Source organism: Undibacterium sp. 14-3-2 (assembly GCF_016595265.1).
In the GTDB taxonomy this organism is placed as follows: domain Bacteria; phylum Pseudomonadota; class Gammaproteobacteria; order Burkholderiales; family Burkholderiaceae_D; genus Undibacterium; species Undibacterium aquatile.
Map to the genome: position 1 here is coordinate 62,055 of NZ_JAENGS010000004.1, position 17,320 is coordinate 79,374.

The window sequence follows — 17,320 nt, forward strand, 5'->3', positions numbered from 1 at the left end:
CGCGATAAATATAATTAACCGAAACGACCGGTAATGTAGTCTTGTGTTTCTTTTTTGACCGGATTCATGAAAATATGATCCGTCTCGCCAAACTCGACCAACTCACCAAGATACATATAGGCGGTATAGTCGGAACAACGTGCCGCCTGTTGCATGTTATGCGTAACGATGGCGATCGTGTATTCCTCTTTCAATTCATTAATCAGCTCTTCGATTTTTACGGTTGAAATCGGATCCAGCGCAGAAGTTGGCTCATCCAGCAAAAGCACATCCGGCTTCACTGAGACACCGCGAGCGATACAGAGGCGCTGTTGCTGACCACCAGACAAACTTAAGCCACTTTTATTTAGTTTATCTTTGACTTCAGTCCAGATCGCCGCTTTTTTCAGAGCCCATTCAACGCGCTCATCCATCTCGCCCTTAGAAAGATTTTCATACAAACGCACACCAAATGCGATGTTGTCATAAACGGACATAGGGAAAGGCGTCGGCTTCTGAAATACCATACCGACTTTGGCACGCAGTAAATTAATATCCTGATCGGCATCGAGAATATTTTTGCCGTTGTAAATGATCTTACCTTCTGCACGTTGGCCAGGATATAAATCGTACATACGATTTAAGGTACGCAACAAGGTTGATTTACCACAACCTGAAGGACCAATAAAAGCGGTGACCTTTTTATCGAAAATATTCAATTTGATATCGCGCAGGCTACGGGTAGTACCGTAGAAAAAATTCAGCCCGTCGATCTCGATCGCTTTTTTCTGTGTATTTGCTGGAGTAGTAGTCATATCGATGCTCGAATTAATGCTGTGTTTTTTGGTTAAACAAGGTACGCGACAAAATATTCAGAAGCAGAACACTGAAAGTAATCAGTAATGCACCGCCCCATGCCAGTTCACGCCAGTTATCGTAAGGACTCATCGCATACGAATAAATGACGACAGGAAGATTTGCCATCGGACTATTCATGTTGGCACTGAAAAACTGGTTGTTCAATGCAGTGAAAAGCAAAGGTGCAGTCTCACCGGAAATCCTGGCCACAGCAAGCAAAATACCTGTCACCACACCGGCTTTGACTGCGCGCAATCTCACCAGCAGTGCAACTTTCCAGCGAGGTGCGCCCAATGCAAATGCAGCTTCGCGCAGACTTGCAGGAACCAGTCCCAACATATTATCGGTAGTACGGACAACGACAGGAATCGCAATTAATGAAATCGCCACGCTGCCTGCCCAACCGGAAAAATGTTTGACGTTAGCCACATAAATGGCATACACAAACAAGCCGATCACGATAGAAGGTGCGGACAGCATAATGTCCGTCACAAACCGGGTGATACCGCCGAACCAGCTCTTATCACCGTATTCAGCAAGATAAATGCCCGCCAGAATCCCGACCGGAGTAGAAATCAATGTTGCGGAACCAACCATCAGAAAACTACCGACGATCGCATTCATCAAACCGCCGCCATCACTACCCGGAGCCGGCGTTGATTCAACAAACATGGCAAGATTAATCGCAGAAAACCCTTTAATTAACAAGGTAAAGAGGATCCACATCAGAAAAAATACGCCAAACACCATTGCAATAGAGGATAAGGCGATACCAAGCCGGTGTACCAGCAAACGGCGGCGATACACTGGATTTTGCGCTGCCTGAGCTTTAGATATATCCATTATTTTGTACCTTCTTTTCTGCTCAAACCGAGCAACATCAATTTAGCGGCAGATAACACTATGAAGGTGATCACAAACAAAATTAAACCTAACAGGAATAAAGATGATGTATGCAAAACTGTTTCAGCTTCCGCGAATTCGTTCGCAAGCGTGGAGGCAATACTATTACCCGCAGCAAATAAGGACCAAGACAGTTTATGTGCGTTACCAATCAGAAAGGTCACCGCCATCGTCTCACCCAATGCACGCCCCAGGCCCAACATAACACCACCAACGACGCCGATTTTTGTGTATGGCAAAACGATTTTTCTGACAACTTCCCACTTAGTACATCCCAGACCATACGCCGACTCTTTCAGCACTGGCGGCACGACTTCAAAAACATCCCGCATCACGGAAGAAATGAAAGGAATAATCATGATCGCGAGAATCACACCCGCCGATAAAATGCCCAGCCCTATCATAGGACCGGAAAACAAAATGCCTATCATTGGCAATTTACCCAGTGTAGAGGCCAGAGCCGGTTGGATATATTCGGAAAATAACGGAGCAAAAACAAACAAACCCCACATGCCGTAAATAATGCTTGGCACCCCCGCCAAAAGCTCGATGGAAGTTCCCAACGGACGCTTCAGCCAAGCCGGGCAAATTTCAGTAAGAAACAGGGCAATGCCAAAACTGACGGGAAAAGCAATCAGCAAAGCAATCACAGAAGTAGCGAGCGTTCCGACGATCGCGATCAGACCGCCGTATTTATCATTCACCGGATCCCACTCTATTGTGGTAATGAATGCAAAACCAAATTCTTGCATCGCAGGAATCGCACGCAGGAATAACGAGGCAATAATACCCAGTAGCACAACTAAAACAAGTGCCGCGAAACTCAGAGTCAGCTTGTGAAAGAAAAAATCTTGCCAGCGTTGACGACGCATCACTGCCGCCATTCTTGCGGCGCTCAGTTGTGCGGGCTGAGTGTTCTCAGCGTTAGATATATTCTGGCTTGATGATGGTGCTGTCATATTGACGGAAAACGTTGGTGTAGGCATAGGTGTCTTTCCACCGAAAGGCGACTCAGGACACACCTGAATCGCCTCACTTAAAATAGCTCTGCTAATTCATCAATCGAATCAGTGAACCGTATTTACTTCGCATTTACTTCATTTATTACTTCAATTACCAGATCGCTTTTGCAGACGCGTCTTTGATTTTTGCTTTCCAGCTTTCCTCAATCAACTTAACAACCGGTGCTGGCAAAGAAACGTATTCCAACTCAGCAGCCATTGCACCGCCATTTTTAAATGACCAGTCGAAGAATTTCAGAACTTCTTTACCCTTTGCAGAGTCAGCCTGAGTTTTGTGCATCAGAATGAAGGATGCACCAGTGATAGGCCATGTAATTTTACCTGGTTGATTTGTCAACACCAGATACATGCCAGGCGCTTTATTCCAATCAGCGCCAGCAGCCGCTGCTTTGAAGTTTTCATCATCTGGTTCAGCAAACTGTCCATCCGCATTTTTCAATGTGGTGTAAGTCATTTTGTTCTTTTTAACGTAAGCATACTCAACATAACCGATTGAGTTTTTAATACGTTGAACGTTGGCAGCAACACCTTCATTACCTTTGCCGCCCAAGCCTACTGGCCATTTAACCGCAGTAGAAGAGCCCACTGCTGTTTTAAACTCTGCATTCACTTTACTCAGGAAGTCTGTCCACAAGAATGTGGTACCAGAACCATCAGAGCGATGAACAACAGTAATATCTTCCGCTGGCAATTTTACGCCTGGGTTAATCGCAACGATTTCCGCTGCATTCCATTTAGTAATCTTACCCATGTAGATGCCTGCGAGAAGATCACCGGTCATCTTCAATTTACCTGGAGCGATGCCTTCAATATTCACGACAGGAACAACACCACCGATGATCGCAGGAAATTGCATCAACCCTTCAGCATCCAACTCTTCAAGCTTCAAAGGCATGTCAGAAGCGCCAAAATCAACAGTTTTTGCCTTGATTTGCTTGATACCACCACCGGAACCGATGGACTGATAATTCAGACCGTTGCCAGTAGCTTTTTTGTAAGCTTCAGCCCATTTTGCGTAAATTGGGTAAGGAAATGTAGCGCCAGCACCAGTAATATCTGCTGCGTGAGCAACAGAGAATGTAGCAGCCACACCAACTGCTGCGACCAGGGATTTAATGACACGATTGATTTGCATGTTCACCTCTAAGGTTAAATAACAGGTATTCGTTACTACGAGACGGACTTTACAATCGAATTATGACAAGATAATGACTTACCAAGACAACCCTGAAATATTTAATTTCATAGTGATTTTTTGTCATAAACTTGTCACACCACATCACTAGAATAGTGAGTTACATATATATGACAGTCTTTATGACACGCAAACACATATGCCGAATCAAGATGTAATGAACTCCGCAACTGACAGTGACGCCAAAGAGGACAGCTTAGGCGACACGGCTAAAGATGCCGCCCAGGGTGTAAAGCAGGCCAGAAGCACCAGTTCGAGTAAAGCAAGCCCCGCAGAACCTTCCAGAGCCGCCATTTTTCTTGACCGGGAAATGTCGCAGATCGCATTTAACTGGCGTGTGCTGGCTCAGGCTGAAGACAAAAGCATTCCATTACTTGAGCGGCTCAAATATTTATGTATTGTTGGCAGCAACTTAGATGAGTTCTTTGAAGTCAGGGTCGCCAGCTTATTGGCACAAAATACAATTGACGGAGAGCTGGTTCAGCACCCTGCTTTTCTGTCAACACTGAAACGTATCAGTTCTGAATGCCACCAGTTAACTCAACGACAGTATGAACTGCTGAATCAGGAAATTCTGCCGCAGTTATCCAAAAAAGGTGTACATCTGTTGCGCCACTCTGAGCGTAATGACGCACAAAGAGCCTGGGTGAAATCTTATTTTGAACGAGAGGTGCGGCCTTTACTGACGCCAATCGGTTTGGATCCTGCACATCCTTTCCCCCAAGTCGTCAATAAGAGTCTTAATTTCATCGTATCGCTGGCCGGAAAAGATGCGTTTGGTCGCGGCACTGCAATCGCGATTGTTAAAGCACCTCGAGTTTTACCCCGCATCATTAAACTTCCAGATGAATTGTCGGTAGACGGTCAGTCTTTTTGCTTACTTTCATCGGTGATTCACTCCCATATTGCAGATTTATTTAATGGCAGAGATGTCATCAATTATTCGCAATTCCGCGTTACCCGCGACAGCGATTTGTGGGTTGACGAGGAAGAGGTAAAAAACCTGCGTCAGGCATTGCAAGGTGAATTGCAAACAAGACAATTCGGAGCCGCAGTACGGCTGGAGGTCGCAAAGAACTGTCCAGAAGATTTGTCGCGCTTCTTATTGGAGCAATTTTCTCTCGATCAGGACAGACTGTATCCCGTAGATGGCCCCGTCAATATGGTGCGCCTCAGCGAAATTGTCGACCATGTTAAACAGCCGAGTCTGCGCTTCCCGCCATTCTCAGCAAAAGCGATTGGCAAATATTCACACACCGATATTTTCACCTTGTTACGCAAGCAAGATATCTTGCTGCACCATCCGTTTCAGCCTTTCCAGACCGTCATCGACTTTATCCGCTCAGCGTCGCTGGATCCAAACGTGGTTGCGATCAAGCAAACCATTTACCGCACCGGCATGAACTCTGATCTGATGGAGTCACTGATTACCGCTGCCCGCTTAGGTAAGGAAGTCACCGTCATCGTCGAGTTAATGGCGCGTTTTGACGAAGAAGCCAACATCAACTGGGCAGATAAACTGCAACGTGCCGGCGCACAAGTCGTCTATGGCGTAGTGGGATTAAAAACTCACGCAAAGCTTGCATTGGTGATACGGCGTGAAGAAGCGGGCGTTCTCAGACATTATGCCCACTTGGGAACAGGCAATTACCATCCGTCCACTACCCGTTTTTATACAGATTTCGGCCTGTTAACCGCTCATCCCGGTATCGCGGCGGAGGTGAACGAAGTCTTTATTCACCTGACAGGTCTGACCAAGCCAAAAAAACTGGAATACCTGTGGCTGGCACCATTTGCATTGCAACCGCAAATCATCAAAGCCATTCGTAACGAGGCTCGTATTGCACGCGAAGGCCGGCCAGGCCGCATTATTGCAAAAATGAATGCACTACTGGATGAATCGGTGATTCGCGCTCTGTATGCAGCGTCTGCAGATGGCGTAAAAATTGATCTGATTATCCGTGGTGCATGTGCCTTGCGTCCCGGCGTACCCGGCTTATCAGAAAACATACGCGTCCGCTCGGTCATTGGTCGTTTTCTCGAACATAGCCGGATTTATTATTTCCGCAACGACCTCGCACATGACGTGCATCTCGCCAGCGCCGATTGGATGAATCGCAATTTATTCCGACGGATCGAAGTTGCTTTTCCGGTATTGGAGAAATCCCTCAAGAAACGCATCATTTCTGAAGGGCTGGATCCCTATTTGAAAGACAATGTCAATGCCTGGGTACTTGGCTCTGATGGTCAATATGAACGCAAAAAAGCACGTAGCAAACAAGCCAGCTTCTGTGCGCAACAATATCTGATGCAACAACTTGGATCATTGTCAGCTTCGGAAGACGAATAATGGATTTAATACTCTGGCGCCATGCGGAAGCTGAACCGGCAACCGAAGAAATAACAGATGAATTCAGAAAGCTGACAGGCAAAGGAGTTAAACAGGCTGGCAAGATAGCGTACTGGCTGGATAGTACGCTGCCTGAAACATGCCGTATTCTTGTCAGCCCGACGATACGCACCAGAGATACTGCCGATGCCCTTGTTGCTTGCGGCAGAAAAGTCAAAATTGTTCCTGAACTGGGACCACAGGCATCAGCGCAAGACATTCTGCGGATTGCTAACTGGCCAAATAACCGCGAGCCGGTCGTCATCGTAGGTCATCAGCCATGCCTGGGACAGGTCGCCGGACACTTACTGGGTCACGTCTCGCAGGGATACAGCATACGAAAAGGAAATGTATGGTGGCTATCGCAGAAACAACGCGAGGCGGAAGAGGTAACAACCTATCTTAAAGCGGTGATGTCACCTGATCTGGTTGTCAGATAACGGCAATTACGAAGGAAATAACATTTCCAGTAAAGCCCGGCTCGCAGCTATAAAGTCCAGGAGCGATCAGCAAAGCCGGACTTCGCAAAAATCAAACCGTGACGCTCGTTGCGCTGACATCAAGTTGAATATCAGCGATATTATCAGCCGCATCATTATCAGTCGGATGCATCACGTCATGCCAGGTGATCAGACGTAATTCACCTTTTGCATCTTCGACTAAAGCCGATAAGCTCTCAACCCAATCACCGTCATTGCAATACAGGATACCGCCGATATCACGTATTTCTGGTTTGTGAATATGCCCGCAAATAATGCCATCAACCCCGTTTCTACGCGCCTCTTCGGCCAGCGCATCTTCAAACTGAGTGATATAACTGACCGCATTTTTTACCTTTAATTTCAGGTATTGCGACAGCGACCAATATGGCAATCCGGCTCTGGCGCGCCAGTTATTAAACACCTGATTGAATTTCAAAATCACGGTGTACAAACTATCCCCAACATAGGCTAGCCATTTGGCGCAGGCGATCACACCATCAAATCTGTCACCATGCAATACCAGCATACGTTTACCGTTTGCGGTTGTATGTACCAGTTCGTCGCGCACTTTGATGCCGCCAAAATCGAGGTCGATGAACTGGCGGATCGATTCGTCATGATTCCCGGGAACAAAAATGACATTTGTACCCTTGCGCGCTTTTTTCAATACTGTCTGTACTACATTATTGTGCGTCTGATCCCAGTACCAGCGTCGTTTAAGCTGCCAGCCGTCGATAATATCGCCAACCAGATAGAGTGTTTCCGATTCTGTCGCTTTTAAAAATTCCAACAGTTTTGCAGCCTGGCAGCCGCTGGTTCCCAAATGCAGATCTGAAATCCATATCGTCCGAAAATGCGTGATATCACGCTTTTTCGTATGATGTAATTTCTTATTCAGGAACTGGTCAGCGGGCTTCAATCTGCTTACTCCTCAGTGCCGTAATGACGTGCATAGCGATTATCCAGATTGGACAACGGCAGCATCACAAACAAATCCGCACTATGAAAATCAGGATCCCAGGCTGGGTCTCCGCACACCCACGCCCCAGCCCGCAGATACCCTTTGAGCAAAGGAGGAATTCTGGCAACAACATTGCTGGTATCGATTTCGTCTAAGGGAAAAGGTACGTGTGGTGTCACACGATATTCCAGTGGACAAAAATCACTATCAGATAAGCCACGGTAGATTGCAGCAGCGTTCTGACCACCATCAGTCAGGCTGATACTGGCGCAACCGATCAGATGCGAACAGCGTTCACGACGCATGTAAGCAGCCAGCCCAGCCCACAACAGCATAATGACGGCACCACTGCGATAATCGGGATGGATACAGGCACGTCCAGCTTCGGCAACACTACCGCGAATATTCTGTAACCGGGATAAATCAAATTCAGTCTCAGAGTAATAACGTCCCATCTCGCGGGCAGCATTTGGGCCAAGAATTCTGTATGTACCGACGACTTTCAGCGTCTTGCTGTCACGAACAATCAGGTGATCACAATAGGTGTCGAACTCATCTTTATCCAGCCCCTCAGGATTGGACAGCGCCGACAGTCCCATACTTTCTATGAACACCTTATAACGCAAACGTTGAACTTCTTTGACCTCTTCTGCGGTCGTCGCCAAACTCAGATTGAGTTTAGAAAAACTGGGATTAGCATCCGCTGGTATCGTGAGTAATCGCATTCCTCGTCCTTGTGTAGTCTCAAGATGTCATTCATTCGACGAACGAAGAATAGAGGACGATTACTTCAGCAAGATGACAGTTAGATGTCGGTTTTATGACAGACAAAAATACAACGGCGCTGAAGATCCGGAAATGGTCTTCAGCGCCGCAATAAGTCAGAACGAAGGGGAAATCGTCTGCCTGGAGCAGAAATTACTTCTCTTTTTTAGGTCGTCCAGCCTTCAGCGGAGATAAATCGTTAATCAGCTTTCTGAGATTGGGAATATCTGTGTTATTGAGCAAAACCAGGCCTATTCTCAATAACTGACTCTTTTTGACTTCGATACCAGCCTTCAGGCAAGCTTTTTTTACCTGACCAAGCACGGCATATTCCGCTTCAGGCATGGTAAAGCTGTCACGTACCAATTTCGGCTTTTTCAACTTTTCTTCCGACTGCGGAAGCGATTTCGCAGTCGACTGTTTTCTTGCAGATGGTGTTACTGCCGCGTCTACTTTGGTGACTGTTTTTACACCCACCGTTTTCTTTGCTGTTGATGCAGCAGCGACCTTTTGTACCGGGACTTTCTTAGTAACAGACGTTCGCGGAGTACTTACTACTTTTTTAGGTGTAACCGTAGCCATTTCAGCCCCCAATTAAAAACTTAGAAATAATATAAACAATATATCGTTAAACAACAAAGGTAAAGAATAACTTCAAGACATGACAAGGGCATTACCAATACGCAACAAAGCATACATCCGCCCTATTCTTTTTAATCGATCACCACAATCAACTGCGTTAAATCAATTCTGTCGATATCAGGCCAATTCTAATTTATTGAGAATGCAGATTCAGGCAGAAAAGAGAATTCTCCAGGAATTGTCTGGCTATTTCTTCGTAGGGCTATCCGGCATGATCACCTCGGGCATGGCCTTCCGCCATTCTGACGGTGTACACAACTCCCATCTGACATTCGGCGCATAAAACAAAGCCGCCTGAGTTCTGGACAGATGATAAAAAGATGGTTGCTGAACCACCTTCACCACACCGTTACTGACAAAATATTCCAGAGAAAATCGTGGATAAGCCATCACCAATCCACCACTCACAAATGACACGTCTTCTGGCTTGATAATCTCTGCAACCTCAGCTTCACTTGCGCCAGTCAGCACATTCTTTAAACGTAACAAGGTTTTTTGGAAATGATCCCGGTCAACCGAAGAATCCCAGGCAGAACTCAGTTTTCTAAAAATATTCAAAGGGTTGGTCCCCATATCGACCAGAGAACTGACTTGCGACAGCGTAGGATCATTGACCACTTCAACAATGCTACGCAAACCAGACTTACCAGTGAAGTGCAGATCAACGTCGCTTATCGGAACACTGGTGTCCAACAAGGTTTCTGTCCAGATATCAGCATCCTTGGCCCAATGATGCTGCACCGCAGTTGCATAACCTCGGCAACTGTAAAATGCCATCGCATCTTGTTTTGACACTTGTGCAGTCAGTTTATTTTCGACAAAAATCAAACCGCCGATATCACCTTCGGTGAAAGCCATATATGCAATGGTACGGCCTTTCGTATCATTGGCTTCAAAGCGTTCGCGCAGAAATTCTGCAGGAATCGCACTGACAATCTGGCGTGCATTCAGCGTTGCATCAAGTCTGATTTCCTTACCGCTAGCACTGGAATGCATTACGCCGACCTGATCAGCGCTTTCCGCGTGCAGACAGGGGCTGAAGCTGGTCGCCACGATCATCACTATTGCCGGGGTAAACAATGAACGCCGCATACTCATTTTTCAGTCAAGATTACAGGCGAAAATACAAGATTCATTTTTTTACATGACCAGATATTAAGGTTGATAAGGTGCTTGGCATACGTCAATCCATCGGCACAGTTCTGTAATGATTGACCTCTGCAGCAGTCACGAATGCAGCTTTGTTCCCCCAACTGTTTCTAATGTAGCTAAGCAAGATAGCAACCTCGCTGTCACTTAATACAGGTCCAAATGGTGGCATGCTGTAAGGTCGGGGATTTAATTGGGTTGCAGGAGCAAAACCTCCTGCGAGTATTATCCGCAAAGGATTAGCAATTGAATTCATCTGCAAGCCAGGATTCCCTTTGAGAGCCGGGTATACAGAGGCAAATCCTTCGCCCTGAGTACCGTGGCAATCCATGCAATGAGTTCTATACAGCGCAGCGCCTTGCTGCATCATTTGCTTTTTCGTTTGTTCATTACGGTCAGGGTCGGTCAACGCCTGATCAAGCGCACTGACGCTATCCGCTTTCGTTACTGGAATAGCCTGCAAATAGGTGGTCATTGCGTTGATATCAGCATCGGTCAGATATTGCAGGCTATCAAAGACCACTTCTGCCATCGGCCCGCTCATGACAGACTTGTGGTTAACACCCGTTTTGAGCAAAGTCGCGGCCTCATTTTGCGTCCAGTTCTGTAAGTGCGCTTCATTGGCATGCAACAAGGACGGCGCATACCATTGAATCTGCGCAAGTTCCCCGCCAGAAAAATCACTTACCCCATCATTCGCACCGAAAACATTACGCTGACTATGACACGCACTGCAATGTCCCAAACCCTTTACCAGATATGCGCCACGATTCCACTCAGGAGATTTTGTTTTGTCTTCTGCAAATACGACAGGTTTAAAATAAATGGCGCGCCAGAATGCCAGCAAACGCCGCTGGTTATAAGGAAAGCGTAATTCATGATCCGGATTTTTCTGAGAAATCGCTGGTATCGTCTTCAAAAAGGCAAACATCGCCTCTGCATCCGCTCTGCTTATCTGAGTGTAATTAGGATACGGAAAAGCAGGATATAAGAGCCGTCCGTCCTTTGCCTTACCAAAATGCAAGGCAAGCCAGAAATCATTGAAAGTCCAGCTCCCAATACCGGTAACACTATCCGGGGTAATGTTTGGTGAAACAAAATTGCCATATTCCGACCGCAATATCCTGCCGCCAGCGTAGGCAGCACCGCCCTTTACTGTATGGCATCCAAAACAGTTACCCGCCCTTGTCAGATACTCACCGCGACGGATGAGTAGCGTTGTGTCGGACGACGTACCGACAGACACCAAAGACGCATTCTCATCAACCCTGTAACCGACAAAGTAAGCGTACACGCTGATACCCGTCAGCAGCATCAGCACGACAACAAAAAAACGGATAAGCATTTTCTTCATACAGAGGTCTTCTCCAGAACAACTCGCATCGCATTCATCATTTTTCGAGCAGCTTGTCGCATCTTGTGATGTTCAAAGTGGTAAAACTTTACTTGTGCCATTTCAATGATGTATGAAATAGCCTGACCGATAGCCATCAAAATCCACAAGCCCGGATAACCAGGTTCTGTTATCTATTTAATTTACTTATCCTCAGAAACGCTGCCGCATTGCAGAGGTAAGCGAAAGCGAGGGATATCCTTAGCGCTGGCAGCAATCCCGTTGTCCGGCACCGTTTGTGAGGCCAGCCAGGCGGATACGGCAGCAATATCCGCAGGTGCCAGCTTTTGCGCGACCTGCCGCATACAGTCAGGCGCATGCGCGCGCCGGCTGCCGGTCTGCCAGGCACCCAGCTGTGCAACAATATAGTCTCGTGGTAAGCCGAGTACGCCCGGAATAAAGGGAGCAACTCCGGTCATTTTTTCACCGTGACAAGAAATACATGCCGGTATTTTTTTCTGCTGATCCCCCTCCATCACCAGCTCACGCCCACGCGCCATTATTGTCAGACTAGCCTCAGTCGGCTGTGGAGATGCATAAGGGGGGTGCTGATCAGCAAAGAAAGCCGCAATTTCCTGAAGGTAGGCATCACTCAAGTTACTGAGCAGAGAATTCATCAGTGGATACCGGCGTTGACCGTCCCTGAAGTTTTTCAGCTGATGTAATAAGTATCCTTCTGGTTTTCCGGCGAGGCGAGGGTAATAGCCATCGCTCGCCGCCCTGCCCTGCGCCCCATGACATGAGGTGCATGCTTTCAAACGCTGCGCCAGCGTATCGGGAATATTCTGCGCCAGCGAAGGCAAAGCAAATATTCCCCCCGCCAGCAAAATACAGTTTAAAAAATTACGATGATTGAGCATGGTGCGTCTCAGAATAAATTAGCCATCTTTTTTATAAAAGCCGAATGCCTGCGACATCTCATTTCAGCTCAAGCACTGCGCGGTTCTCTCTCCATCTATTATCGGTATTAATTAAAAAATATGCGTAATTTTTCTATTCCGATTTTACTCGTCCGCCCGCAAAACCTTTAAACACAAGGTTCTCCCATGAGGTGCGAATTAAACGCTACAATGCTCACCTCATTTTTATTTTCAGGAAACGCATACAAAACTTGTCAAGCGGTGCCAAGCCGAGGATAATCTCGCCCTCGCGTCTCTTTCCGAGAACCAGTTTGAGCAAAAAATGATTGAATCGCTTTCACCAGCGTAGCCCGCTTTTACCAGCGGGCTTTTTCATCCGTGATACCGTTGATCGCCAGTGCAGACGACCAACAGATTATCACCATTGCCATCGCCATACACTATTGACAAGACTTTGTTGTCGCACTCGACTTTGTTACATGAAAACCAGCTTAACTGACTCAACTATTCCCGCTCAAAAAACTGGCGCCACACTCACTCTGGGTAAAAAAACCCTGCAGTTGAATCGTGCTGCGGCAGCTGCGCCATCCAACGCAGAAACGCCTACAACGCCAACAGCGGAAAAAATGGAAGAACCTCAAATTAGCACACCAGCAGCACCCGTCATGGTCGTGACGAAACGCCGTTCACGCATGCAGCCCGTCATGGCTGAAGCGATCATTGCCCCGGCAAAAGCCTTAACAGCGGAAGACATCGAAGCAATGAGCAGTATGCCTTTTGATGAAACCGAACTGGTAGTCGTCGATAGCTCCGGCATCGCGGCAGAAACACTGCCGCCCACTGACAATGCAGAAGCACACGCCGAGCAAACAGCTGAAGTGCCTGCAAAGCCAGAAGTAAAAACAGAAATTCGCGCTGATCTGAAAGCCGGATTGCAAACTTTATCCGGCGCAGACATTGCAAAGCCGCGTGCCGCCGTTATCCGTAAAACAGAACCCAAAGTCGCAAAAAAATTGCTTCTGTCAGATCAACCTGGCGCGAAACCGGCACCGACGACAGTAAAACGCGAAGCACGCATAGGCTCAGGTAAATTTGCACCGGCAGCACCCGTCACAACACTGAAGCCCGTCGCGCCAGTTGCTGCTCCAGTGAGTGCTTCGTTGCGCCCGTCCAGCATTGCCGACAAACCTGCATTTGCAGACGCGCCGCGAGCACCAGCGCTGTCAACACATGTGACGCCAGCGTCAACCACTCCGGTTCAGGCAAAAGCCACAACGACCGTTGCAACGCCGGTTAAGTCAGAGCCGGTAGCGAATACTGCAGCCGCATTCAGCAATATCGATACGTCAAACTATGTCTTATCCGGTAGCAAGGAACCTGCAAAACGTGGCCGGAAACCATCGGAATTTCAGTTTGAAAACGACGAAATACAAGCGCTGAATGCCGCTGAATCTGCAGAACTGAAACGGGCAGCCAGAGCAAAAAGTAAAAAATCAGGTGGCGCGCTTAATGAAGAGCAACTGGAACAATATCGCAAGCAATTAACAAAGTTAATCCGCCTCGGCAAAGACCGTTCGTATCTGACCCATGCTGAAATTAACGATCACTTGCCGGAAGAAGTCGCTGACCCGGAAATGATTCAGGACGTTATCAGCACGCTCAATGACATGGGCATTGCGGTGTACGATAAAGCGCCCGATGCTGAAATGATGTTACTGACAGATAATGTCACGATTGTCGTCAGCGATGATGAGGCTGAATCCGTTGCGGCGGCGGCACTGGCAACTGTTGACTCTGATTTCGGTCGCACGACCGACCCTGTGCGCATGTATATGCGTGAAATGGGTGGCGTCGAACTGCTGACCAGATCTGGTGAAATCGAAATCGCCAAACGCATAGAAGACGGCCTGAAAGACATGGTACAAGCGATCTCCGCATGTCCTGGTACGATCAGGGAAATTCTGCTGATCGCAGAAAAAATTGAAAAAGATGAAGTACGCATTGATGACATCATCGATGGTCTGCTCAATCCTGAAGAAAATGATGTGTCGGCATTGTTGCTAAGCGAAGGTGACGACACGGATGAGGTTGACGATGATGACGACGCTGTCAGCGATAACGTCGGCGGCATCAGTGATGAGCAATTACAGCAGTTAAAGGCAGGGTCGCTGCAAAAATTTGCGGTTGTCGCCAAGCGTTTTGATGACATGCAAGCTGCACGAGCCAAGGATGGCTATGGCTCAACCGCCTATGTGGCCGCACAACAAGCGATTTCCCGCGAATTGCAAGGCATGCGTTTCACGGTAAAGACGGCGGAAAAGCTCTGCGATACTTTGCGCAAACAAATGAAAGATTTGCGCAACACTGAAAAGCAAATGCTGGAACTATTGGTGAATAAATGCGGTATGCCACGCGCCTATTTCGTGGATATGCTGCGCACACATGCAACCAATACGGCGTGGCTGGAACATGAAATGCAATCGGTTCAGCCTTATGCTGCGGTCCTGTCACGTCAGATTCACGCGGCACGGGAACTACAACAGAAATTCGTCCAGCTGGAAGAACGTGTTGAGCTGCCGTTAAGTGCTTTACGCGACATCAATAAGCAAATGATCGCCGGTGAAAAACGTTCCAGCGAAGCAAAGCGCGCGATGACGGAAGCGAACTTGCGTCTGGTGATTTCCATTGCAAAGAAATATGTGAACCGTGGCTTACAATTCCTGGATCTGATTCAGGAAGGTAATATCGGCCTGCTGAAAGCGGTAGATAAATTCGAATACCGTCGCGGCTATAAATTCTCTACCTACGCAACATGGTGGATACGTCAGGCGATTGCCCGCGCTATCGCGGATCAGGCGCGTACGATACGCGTGCCGGTACACATGATAGAAACCATCAACAAGATGAACCGCGTCAAGCGCCAACTCCTGCAGGCAAGTGGTCTCGAGCCTGAGCCAGCCGCGATTGCCGAAAAAATGGGTTTACCGGAAGTGAAAGTACGCGAGATTCTGAAGATCGCAAAAGAGCCTGTTTCTCTGGATGTGCCTATCGGTGACGATGGTGACTCGCAACTCGGTGATTTCATTGAAGACAGCATGACAATGTCGCCGATGGCTGCCGCGATGCAAGCCTCGGTTCAGCAAAAACTGAAAGAAGCACTCGACTCATTAAGCCCGCGCGAAGCGAAAGTATTGCGCATGCGTTTCGGTCTTGAAACCGCGAGCGAATTTACACTGGAAGAAGTTGGCAAGCAATTTGAAGTCACGCGCGAAAGGATACGCCAGATCGAAGCGAAAGCAATGAAGAAATTACGCCATCCGGGTAAAGCTGATCATCTGAAAGGCCTGATGGAAAATCAGTAAGCAGAATCAAGCTTCGATGCCGATGCTGTTTGCATCACACAGAAAAATGCCGCTGGTCTCAGCGGCATTTTTTATGTCATCAGAAATGTTAAGGCAAACTCTACCTGTTCTACTCGCTGTGCAAGACTTCCCTCTATCAGTAAATGAGGAATTTCACGCTCTTCAAGTTCCGCCAACACGCGCTCATGAATTGCCTGTCGCACTGCAGGCGATTCTCTTTGCAGGTCATCTGCAACCCAAGGCAGATCAGGTGCCGTCACCACGGTGAAGTCATAATGATGCTGATCTGCCAACGCCATCAACTCATCACCAGCTGAAGAAAAATAATAGTCGCTATAAATTGCAGTCATCAATGGTGTGGTATCGCAAAATAACCATTCATTCGCCTTCGGCGCCATTGCATCCTCACGCTCTAGCTGCGTGCGTGCAATCATCACTTGCTCACTTTCACGCGGAACACGCTGTTGTGTTTCGACAAATTCACGCAAATACTCGGGTACCCATACGGTCTGATAGCGCTGCGCCAGCGCCTCTGCAAGCGCAGACTTACCTGATGATTCTGCACCTAAAATTGCGATACGCTGTGTATTCGACTTTACTGCTGACATGTTTTACTCCAGGCGCGCAGCCCCACGATCGCCATGAGGACAAACACCGCATACAAGGCCGCTGTCAGCATCAGGTTTTTATATACATACAAACCGACGTACAGGACATCAACGACAATCCAGATAAGCCAGTTTTCAATTTTCTTTCTGGACAACAAAACCTGCCCAAGCAAGCTGCCAGCTGTCAAAAAGCCATCAGCCAGAGGAACATCAGTATCGGTATAACTCTTTAAAAACCATGCCAACGCCGCAAATCCCAGACCCCATGCGATGACGGCAAGCACCCTCTCGCGAAAGCCGAGTGCAGATACTGGCAATTGGCTGCTTCCATCAATGCCTCGCCACCACAGAAACCAGCCCCACACAGAAACGATAATAAAGACCCATTGCAGTCCCATATCACCATATAACCGCGCCTCAAAAAATACGCTGGCATACAGACCGGAAGACAATATCGAGAATAACCAGGCCCAATGTATCTGGCGAATGTTCAGCGCAACGGTTACCACCGACAAAATAAACGACAGTAATTCGAGCAAGGTCGTCGTAAAACCGAAAAATTGAACGGTATCATTCATAAGCAGGCGCAAAAATCAGTGCAATTAAAGAGTGCACGCATTATCAACGATAGGAAAAATTGTGTCATGCAGATCAGTTGAAAACAGGAAAAAACCGATGCCGCACATGAATTCGTTACGCGATCCTGCGTTTTTCCTTTATATTGCTGAAAATTCCCCGTCGTCTTCGTGCAA

At 47.5% G+C, this 17,320-nt stretch carries 15 protein-coding genes; 3 read left to right on the plus strand and 12 right to left on the minus strand.

Annotated elements, in window-relative coordinates:
• Positions 1 to 14: 14 nt before the first annotated feature.
• From pstB to pstS, 4 genes are all read right to left on the minus strand, one after another.
• A complete protein-coding gene (gene pstB / locus Undi14_RS10375) occupies positions 15 to 794 on the minus strand; it encodes a phosphate ABC transporter ATP-binding protein PstB (protein ID WP_186885226.1) in 780 nt (259 codons plus the stop codon).
• Positions 795 to 807: 13 nt separating this feature from the next.
• A complete protein-coding gene (gene pstA / locus Undi14_RS10380) occupies positions 808 to 1,680 on the minus strand; it encodes a phosphate ABC transporter permease PstA (protein ID WP_186885225.1) in 873 nt (290 codons plus the stop codon).
• A complete protein-coding gene (gene pstC, locus Undi14_RS10385; RefSeq protein WP_200180442.1) occupies positions 1,680 to 2,699 on the minus strand; it encodes a phosphate ABC transporter permease subunit PstC in 1,020 nt (339 codons plus the stop codon). The genes pstA and pstC overlap by 1 nt, the downstream gene beginning before the upstream one ends.
• A gap of 154 nt (positions 2,700 to 2,853) precedes the next feature.
• A complete protein-coding gene (gene pstS / locus Undi14_RS10390; protein ID WP_190480049.1) occupies positions 2,854 to 3,897 on the minus strand; it encodes a phosphate ABC transporter substrate-binding protein PstS in 1,044 nt (347 codons plus the stop codon).
• 217 nt (positions 3,898 to 4,114) lie between these two features.
• Here pstS and ppk1 point away from each other — a divergent pair, with 217 nt between their 5' ends.
• Both ppk1 and Undi14_RS10400 read left to right on the plus strand, forming a co-directional pair.
• Complete coding sequence (gene ppk1, locus Undi14_RS10395; protein ID WP_200180041.1) at positions 4,115 to 6,307, plus strand: polyphosphate kinase 1; 2,193 nt, start codon at positions 4,115 to 4,117, stop codon at positions 6,305 to 6,307.
• Positions 6,307 to 6,786: a histidine phosphatase family protein gene (locus Undi14_RS10400; protein WP_200180043.1), complete on the plus strand. Its 480-nt coding sequence runs from the start codon at positions 6,307 to 6,309 to the stop codon at positions 6,784 to 6,786. Before ppk1 ends, Undi14_RS10400 begins: the two co-directional genes overlap by 1 nt.
• 91 nt (positions 6,787 to 6,877) lie before the next feature.
• On the opposite strand, the gene Undi14_RS10405 is transcribed toward Undi14_RS10400, so the two are convergent.
• The 6 genes from Undi14_RS10405 to Undi14_RS10430 form a co-directional block, all read right to left on the minus strand.
• Complete coding sequence (locus Undi14_RS10405; protein ID WP_234030556.1) at positions 6,878 to 7,726, minus strand: UDP-2,3-diacylglucosamine diphosphatase; 849 nt, start codon at positions 7,724 to 7,726, stop codon at positions 6,878 to 6,880.
• Positions 7,727 to 7,752: 26 nt separating this feature from the next.
• Complete coding sequence (locus Undi14_RS10410) at positions 7,753 to 8,514, minus strand: GNAT family N-acetyltransferase (protein WP_200180047.1); 762 nt, start codon at positions 8,512 to 8,514, stop codon at positions 7,753 to 7,755.
• Positions 8,515 to 8,707: 193 nt separating this feature from the next.
• Positions 8,708 to 9,136 (minus strand): hypothetical protein, encoded by a 429-nt coding sequence (locus Undi14_RS10415; protein ID WP_200180049.1) that lies wholly within the window; start codon positions 9,134 to 9,136, stop codon positions 8,708 to 8,710.
• A gap of 246 nt (positions 9,137 to 9,382) precedes the next feature.
• Entirely contained in the window at positions 9,383 to 10,288 is a 906-nt protein-coding gene (locus Undi14_RS10420) for a hypothetical protein (protein ID WP_200180051.1), read from the minus strand.
• 91 nt (positions 10,289 to 10,379) lie between these two features.
• Entirely contained in the window at positions 10,380 to 11,699 is a 1,320-nt protein-coding gene (locus Undi14_RS10425; RefSeq protein ID WP_200180053.1) for a cytochrome c, read from the minus strand.
• Positions 11,700 to 11,881: 182 nt separating this feature from the next.
• A complete protein-coding gene (locus Undi14_RS10430) occupies positions 11,882 to 12,598 on the minus strand; it encodes a cytochrome c (RefSeq protein WP_200180055.1) in 717 nt (238 codons plus the stop codon).
• 1,013 nt (positions 12,599 to 13,611) lie between these two features.
• On the opposite strand from Undi14_RS10430, the gene rpoD reads away from it, so the two are divergent.
• Positions 13,612 to 15,960 carry an RNA polymerase sigma factor RpoD gene (rpoD, locus tag Undi14_RS10435; RefSeq protein WP_370589945.1) on the plus strand — a complete coding sequence of 783 codons (2,349 nt, stop codon included), beginning with the start codon at positions 13,612 to 13,614 and terminating at the stop codon, positions 15,958 to 15,960.
• A 71-nt stretch (positions 15,961 to 16,031) separates the two neighbouring features.
• On the opposite strand, the gene Undi14_RS10440 is transcribed toward rpoD, so the two are convergent.
• Positions 16,032 to 16,568 carry an AAA family ATPase gene (locus Undi14_RS10440; protein ID WP_200180057.1) on the minus strand — a complete coding sequence of 179 codons (537 nt, stop codon included), beginning with the start codon at positions 16,566 to 16,568 and terminating at the stop codon, positions 16,032 to 16,034.
• Entirely contained in the window at positions 16,556 to 17,146 is a 591-nt protein-coding gene (gene pnuC, locus Undi14_RS10445; protein ID WP_200180059.1) for a nicotinamide riboside transporter PnuC, read from the minus strand. The genes Undi14_RS10440 and pnuC overlap by 13 nt, the downstream gene beginning before the upstream one ends.
• Positions 17,147 to 17,320: the final 174 nt, after the last annotated feature.